The organism is Saccharomonospora halophila 8 (assembly GCF_000383775.1).
In the GTDB taxonomy this organism is placed as follows: Bacteria; Actinomycetota; Actinomycetes; order Mycobacteriales; family Pseudonocardiaceae; genus Saccharomonospora; species Saccharomonospora halophila.
Genome location: NZ_KB912514.1, coordinates 2986 through 8981, shown reverse-complemented (window position 1 = coordinate 8981; position 5996 = coordinate 2986). Strand labels below are relative to the sequence as shown.

Below are 5996 nucleotides of genomic sequence, written 5' to 3'. Positions count from 1 at the left end.
CGCGGACGGGCCGGAGGCGTCCGGGGAGGCGCGGCGCACACGGCCGGTGGGGCGGCGCTGAGCGGGCCGCGGTGGCCCCGTAATCTGGAGCGACCATGGACTCCCGAACCGGACTTCCCGTCGTGGGGATGGTGGGCGGTGGCCAGCTCGCCAGGATGACCCACCAGGCGGCGATCTCACTCGGCCAGTCCCTGCGCGTGCTCGCCGTGTCCGAGGGGGAATCGGCGGGCCTCGTCGCGGGCGAGGTGACCTACGGACACCACACCGACCCGGAGGCGCTGCGCTCCTTCGCACGGGGCGTCGACGTGCTCACGTTCGACCACGAACACGTGCCGCAGCCGCTGCTGCGGACGCTGGCCGACGAGAAGGTCGTCTCGCGGCCCGGCCCGTCGGCGCTCGCGTTCGCGCAGGACAAGCTGCGCATGCGGGAGCGGCTCGCCGGGCACGGCATCCCGGGACCGCCGTTCGCCGCGGTGTCGTCGACCGACGACGTCCTCGACTTCGGACGGGCGCACTCGTGGCCGGTGGTGCTCAAGGCCGCCAGCGGTGGCTACGACGGGCGCGGGGTGTGGACGATGCACTCGGCGGACGAGGCGCGGGCGCTGGTGCCGGAGCTGCGCGACGCCGGGACCCCGTTGCTCGTCGAGGCGAAGGTGCCGATGCGGCGGGAGCTGTCCGCGCTGGTGGCGCGCTCGCCGTTCGGCCAGGGCGCGGCGTGGCCGGTGGTGGAGACGGTGCAGTCGGACGGCATCAACACCGAGGTCCTCGCGCCCGCCCCCGGCCTGGACGAGGCGCGTACCCGGCACGCCCAGGACCTCGCGCTGCGCATCGCCGAGGAGCTCGACGTCGTCGGGGTGCTCGCGGTGGAGCTGTTCGAGACCGGGGAGGGAGTGCTGGTCAACGAACTGGCCATGCGCCCGCACAACTCGGGGCACTGGACGATGGACGGGTCCCGCACCTCGCAGTTCGAGCAGCATCTGCGCGCGGTCCTGGACTACCCGCTGGGGAGCACGGACCCGCTCGCGCCGACCGTCATGGCGAACGTGCTCGGCGCCCCGGAGACGCCGTCGATGTCGGTGGACGAACGGCTGCACCACCTGTTCGCCCGCTTCCCGGACGTGCGCGTGCACCTCTACGGCAAGGCCGAGCGGCCGGGCCGCAAGCTCGGGCACGTCAACCTGCTGGGCGAGCTCACCGACGGGCAGCGGCACCGGGCGCGACTGGCGGCACACTGGCTGTCCCACGCCGAGTGGCCGGACGGCTACGAGATCCACTGAGCGGGGACGATCCACTGAGCGGGGACAGGGAGCGACGGACGAAGTGAGTACCGCCACGGTCGGCGTCATCATGGGCAGCGACTCGGACTGGCCGGTCCTGCAGGCCGCGGGGCAGGCGCTGGACGAGTTCGACGTGCCCTACGAGGTGGGAGTGTACTCGGCGCACCGCACCCCGCGGCGGATGCTGGACTACGCCGCGAGCGCCGCCGGGCGCGGTCTGCGGGTCATCATCGCGGGCGCCGGGGGCGCGGCCCACCTGCCGGGCATGGTGGCGGCGGCGACCCCGCTGCCGGTGATCGGTGTCCCCGTGCCGCTGAAGCACCTCGACGGGCTGGACTCGCTGCTGTCCATCGTGCAGATGCCCGCCGGGGTCCCGGTGGCCACGGTGTCCGTGGGCGGTGCCCGCAACGCGGGACTGCTCGCGGTGCGCATGCTCGCCGCGAGCGACCCGGCGCTGCGCACCCGCATGGAGTCTTACCAGGCGGACCTGGAACAACTGGTCCTGGACAAGGACGCCACCCTCCGCGCCGACCTGGGGTGAGCGTGAAGGGCACTTTCGGTGCGTGTGACGCAGTGAATGTGCCCCTCGCTGCGGTGAGCGCAGGGAAAGTGCCCTTCACGGCCACTACCCACGGCGACCGTCACGGCGATCCGTCGACGAGCCGGAGGCCGACGACGCCCGTGATGATGAGCGCCAGGAACGACAGGCGGGCGAGCGAGGCGGGTTCCCCGGCGACGAGCATGCCGGCGACGGCGACGCCCACGGCGCCGAGACCCACCCAGACGGCGTAGGCGGTACCCACGTGCAGCCCGCGTAGCGCGAGCGTGAGCAGGACGAAGCTCAAGACCGCGACCGAGATTCCCAGTATGCTCGGCCACAGCCGGGTGAACCCGTCGGAGCGGTCGAGTGCCAGCGCCCACACGACTTCGAGCGACGCGGCGATCACGAGCAGGGTCCAGGCCATGTGCGTGTCCTTTCCGGCCGGTCGGTGGCGGCGGGCGGTCAGGCGTTGGCTCCCGCGTCGACGAGCAGCGTCGTCCCGGTGACGTTGCGCCCTCCCGCGCCCGCCAGGTACGCGACCGCGGCGGCGATGTCCTCCGGGTCGTTGTAGCGGCCGAGTGCGGTGAGGGTCCGCTGTGCGTCGGCGTCCGGGCTGCCGGCGGGGTTCATGTCCGTGTCCGTGGAACCCGGGGCCACCACGTTGGCGGTGATCCCGAGCCCGCCCAGATCCCGTGCCAGGCCCCTGGTGAGTCCGATCAGCGCCGCCTTGCTGGCGGCGTACAACGTGATCCCGTCCCCGGGTACCCGTGTCGCGAGGTTGCTCCCGATGCTGATGATCCTGCCGCCGGGGCGCATGTGCCGGACGGCGGCCCGGGTGGCCACCAGTACGGCGCGCACGTGCACGGCCAACGTGTGGTCGATGGTGTCGACATCCAGTGCGTCCACCGAGCCCGTCGGGAACACGCCCGCGTTGTTGACCAGGATGTCGAGTCCACCGAACTCGGCCGCGGCGGCGTCGACGGCCGCGGTGAGCGCCTCCGCGTCCGCGCTGTCCGCCTCGACGGCGAGTGCCTTCACCCCGGACCGTTCGAGCTCGCTGACGAGGGCGCGTGCCCGGTCGGGGCTGCTCGTGTAGGTGATCGCCACATGGTGCCCGTCCCGTGCCAGCCGCCGTGCCGTCGCCGCGCCGATACCCCTGCTGCCACCCGTGACCAGTGTGGCTGTGGTCGATGTCATGGTTACCCCGCCTTTTCTGTGTCGATCGATACGTAATTAGTACGGGATAATGGCGAGAGGCGGACAGCTTCTGTAACGAACGACACAGAAAAGGCGGTCGCATGGCGGGCAGAGGTCGCCCACGCGGGTTCGACCGGGAGGCGGCGTTGCGTGCGGCGATGTGGCGGTTCTGGGAACACGGCTACGAGGCCACGTCGATCAGTGATCTGACCTCGGCGATGGGGATCAGCTCACCCAGCCTCTACGCGGCGTTCTCCGACAAGGAGACCCTGTTCCGGGAGGCCGTCGACCTCTACACCCGCACTGAGGACACGTCGGCCCGGGACGCGCTGGACGAGGGCCCGACCACCCGCGAGGCCGTCCGGACGATGCTACGGCGGCACGCCACCGCCTATGTCGACCCCGCGACCCCACGCGGGTGCATGATCGTGCTCGCGGCCACCAACTACAGCGAGGACAACAGCTCGGTGGCGCGGTTCCTGGCCGAGCACCGCAGGCAGGACCAACAACGGTTACGGGAGCGGGTCGACGCGGCGGCGGAGGCCGGGGAACTGCCGCCGGACACCGACACGGCCGCGCTCGCCGGTTTCTACAGCACCGTGCTCCACGGCCTGTCCGTTCAGGCCCGCGACGGCGCCGCCGAGCCCGAACTGCACGCCATCGTCGACGTCGCGATGACGGCGTGGCCCGGTGGGGCGGTGTGACGGGGCACCTTCCCCGCGGCACCGGCGGGAGTCACCCGCACGGACGGTGCCCTTCACGCCACCGCGGCGGGGGTGGGCGCCGGGTCAGGACAGGCGCTCGCGCAGGTCGCGCTTGAGGATCTTGCCGGCGGCCGAGACCGGGATCGACTCGACGAAGTGCACCTCGCGCACCCGCTTGTACGGCGGTACCTGCGCGTTGACCGCCTCCAGCACCGTGTCCTCGTTCGCCTCCCCGTGCCCGGGGGCGCGCACCACGAACGCGACGGGCAGCTCGCCCGCCTCGGGCGAGCGCCTGCCGACCACGGCGGCCGAGGCCACCTCGGGCAGCTCGACGAGCAGTTCCTCCAGCTCGCGCGGGTAGACGTTGTAGCCCTTGTAGATCAGCATGTCCTTCTTGCGGTCGACGATGGACAGCACGCCCTCGTCGTCGAGCACGCCGATGTCGCCGGTGTGCAGCCAGCCGTCCACGAGGACCTCGGCGGTCTCGGTGGGGCGGTTGTGGTAGCCCTGCATCACCTGCGGACCGCGCAGGCACACCTCGCCCTCGGTGTTCGGCGGCAGTTCCTCCTCGCCACCCTCCACGGGTACGAGCCTGACCTCGGTGTCGAAGAGGGGCACGCCCACGGTGCCGACCTTGCGGGTGCCGGACTGCCAGGTCGGCGCCAGGGTCGCCCCCATCGTGACCTCGGTGAGGCCGTACCCCTCGCTGATCACGGCGTCCGGGAACCGCTTCCGCAGCGCCCGCGCCTGCTCGTGCGGCATCGGCGCCGCGCCGGAGGTGATCCCGCGTACCGAGGACAGGTCGGCGGTGTGGAACTCGTCGCAGGCCAGCAACGCGGCGAACAGCGCGGGGGCCCCGCTCATCGTGGTGATCCCCAGCCGCTCGGCGTCGGCCACGTACGCCTTCGGGTCGAACCGGTCGTGCACGGTGACACTGCCGCCGGTGACGACGCCGATGTTCAGACCGCCGATGCCCATGGCGTGGAACCACGGGGTGAGGTTGATGCTGACCCCGGTACCGAGCTCCGAGGTCCACTCCTCGCCGCTGCCGACCTGCTCGACCGTCGGATTGCCGTGGTCGTCGACGGCGGGGACCGCCCCCGATCCCCAGCACGCGTACTGGATCGCGTTGACGACGACGTTGCGGTGGGTCAACCGCACGCCCTTCGACCGCCCGGTGGTCCCGCCCGTGTACCCGAGGTGGGCCAGGTCGGTGGCCGCCTCGATCGTCACGTCCGGCGGCTCGGGCGAGGCGTGGGCGTGGAAGTCCGCGAAGTCGGTCCGGCCGTCGGTCCGGTTGTCGTCGGTCGGGGCCACCACGACCACCGTGTCCACGTCCAGACCGTCCAGGGCCGCGCTGACCGGGCCGTAGGTCACCACGACCCGCGCCCCGCAGTCGGTGAGCTGGTCGTGCAGCGTGTCCCGGGGCAGCAGCGGGCTCGCCGGGCTGAACACCGCCCCGGCCAGCAGCGTGCCGTAGTAGGCCACCGGGAAGGCGAGGCAGTTCGGCAGGTGCAGGGCGACGGTGTCCCCCGTGTCGACCCCGCGCTCGCGCAGCGCGTTGGCGAACCGGCACGCCGCGCGCCACAGCCCGGTGAAGCTGAGGCTGTCGCCGTGGTGGGTGAACGCCGTCCGGTCTCCGTAGCGGGCGGCGGCACCGGCGAGCAGGGAGCCGACGGGGACCTCGGGGTAGGTCAACGACGTGGGGAGCCCGGGGGGACGCGTGTTCGATGTGCGCGACATCACCCGACAGTAGGCAACACGGGGAAGCGGACACAAGCCTCTCGGACGACAGCGGTCCGGTCCCGGTGCGCCCGGGACGACGTCCGGCGCACCGCGTTGTGCGCCGCGCACGACGTGCGGCTCAGGTCAGCTCGACCGTTGTGCGTTCGGTGTCCCGGTGGCGGGCCAGCGCGTCCGCATCGGTGTGGGTGACCTGCACCAGGTGCGCGCCCGCCGCGAGCGGAGCGAGAAGTGCGTCGATCACCCCGTCCGGCAGGGTCCACTCCCGGGTGCACAGCACCCGGTCACCCGCCCCGATGCCGAGCGCGGTGGCGCGTTCGCGGGCGCGGGCGAGCACGTCGTCCACGCCCACCCCGGCCAGGGCAGGGGTGGACGGGTCCACGGGCGAGAGCGGGGAGAACTCGTCCCCGCACACCCGCGCCTCGGACAGGTAGTCCAGCGCTCCCTCCGGCACGTCGGAGCCGAGCCCGCGCCCCAGCGGGTCGAGCGCGACCACCGCCGTCGCCCCCGCCGGTCCGGCGTCGGCTTCCGTGC

Annotated in this window: 7 protein-coding genes; 3 read left to right on the top strand and 4 right to left on the bottom strand. The window is 72.5% G+C overall.

All coding sequences use genetic code 11. The annotated features are described in order from the left end of the window. Positions 1–95: 95 nt before the first annotated feature. On the top strand, positions 96–1277 hold the full coding sequence (locus tag SACHA_RS0107350; protein ID WP_019808410.1) for a 5-(carboxyamino)imidazole ribonucleotide synthase: 1182 nt from the start codon (positions 96–98) through the stop codon (positions 1275–1277). A 43-nt stretch (positions 1278–1320) separates the two neighbouring features. Further along, positions 1321–1818 (top strand): 5-(carboxyamino)imidazole ribonucleotide mutase, encoded by a 498-nt coding sequence (gene purE, locus SACHA_RS0107345; protein ID WP_019808408.1) that lies wholly within the window; start codon positions 1321–1323, stop codon positions 1816–1818. Positions 1819–1918: 100 nt separating this feature from the next. Here purE and SACHA_RS0107340 read toward each other — a convergent pair whose 3' ends face one another. Both SACHA_RS0107340 and SACHA_RS0107335 read right to left on the bottom strand, forming a co-directional pair. After that, positions 1919–2242 carry a DMT family transporter gene (locus SACHA_RS0107340; RefSeq protein ID WP_019808406.1) on the bottom strand — a complete coding sequence of 108 codons (324 nt, stop codon included), beginning with the start codon at positions 2240–2242 and terminating at the stop codon, positions 1919–1921. Positions 2243–2280: 38 nt separating this feature from the next. Next, positions 2281–3015 carry an SDR family NAD(P)-dependent oxidoreductase gene (locus tag SACHA_RS0107335; protein ID WP_028662968.1) on the bottom strand — a complete coding sequence of 245 codons (735 nt, stop codon included), beginning with the start codon at positions 3013–3015 and terminating at the stop codon, positions 2281–2283. 101 nt (positions 3016–3116) lie between these two features. On the opposite strand from SACHA_RS0107335, the gene SACHA_RS0107330 reads away from it, so the two are divergent. Continuing rightward, on the top strand, positions 3117–3719 hold the full coding sequence (locus SACHA_RS0107330; RefSeq protein ID WP_019808402.1) for a TetR/AcrR family transcriptional regulator: 603 nt from the start codon (positions 3117–3119) through the stop codon (positions 3717–3719). 84 nt (positions 3720–3803) lie between these two features. Here the strand turns inward: SACHA_RS0107330 and SACHA_RS0107325 are convergent, their stop codons facing one another. Then, entirely contained in the window at positions 3804–5462 is a 1659-nt protein-coding gene (locus tag SACHA_RS0107325) for a class I adenylate-forming enzyme family protein (RefSeq protein WP_028662967.1), read from the bottom strand. 121 nt (positions 5463–5583) lie between these two features. Continuing rightward, on the bottom strand, positions 5584–5996 hold a 413-nt coding region (locus SACHA_RS20805; protein WP_019808399.1), incomplete at its 5' end, for a TIGR03089 family protein.

What these genes read in the sequence shown, in the direction of transcription:
- SACHA_RS0107350 (WP_019808410.1), top strand. Translation starts at nt 96, where the DNA reads ATGGACTCCCGAACCGGACTTCCCGTCGTGGGGATGGTGGGCGGTGGC.
- SACHA_RS0107340 (WP_019808406.1), bottom strand. Translation starts at nt 2,242, where the DNA reads ATGGCCTGGACCCTGCTCGTGATCGCCGCGTCGCTCGAAGTCGTGTGG.
- SACHA_RS0107335 (WP_028662968.1), bottom strand. Translation starts at nt 3,015, where the DNA reads ATGACATCGACCACAGCCACACTGGTCACGGGTGGCAGCAGGGGTATC.
- SACHA_RS0107330 (WP_019808402.1), top strand. Translation starts at nt 3,117, where the DNA reads ATGGCGGGCAGAGGTCGCCCACGCGGGTTCGACCGGGAGGCGGCGTTG.
- SACHA_RS0107325 (WP_028662967.1), bottom strand. Translation starts at nt 5,462, where the DNA reads ATGTCGCGCACATCGAACACGCGTCCCCCCGGGCTCCCCACGTCGTTG.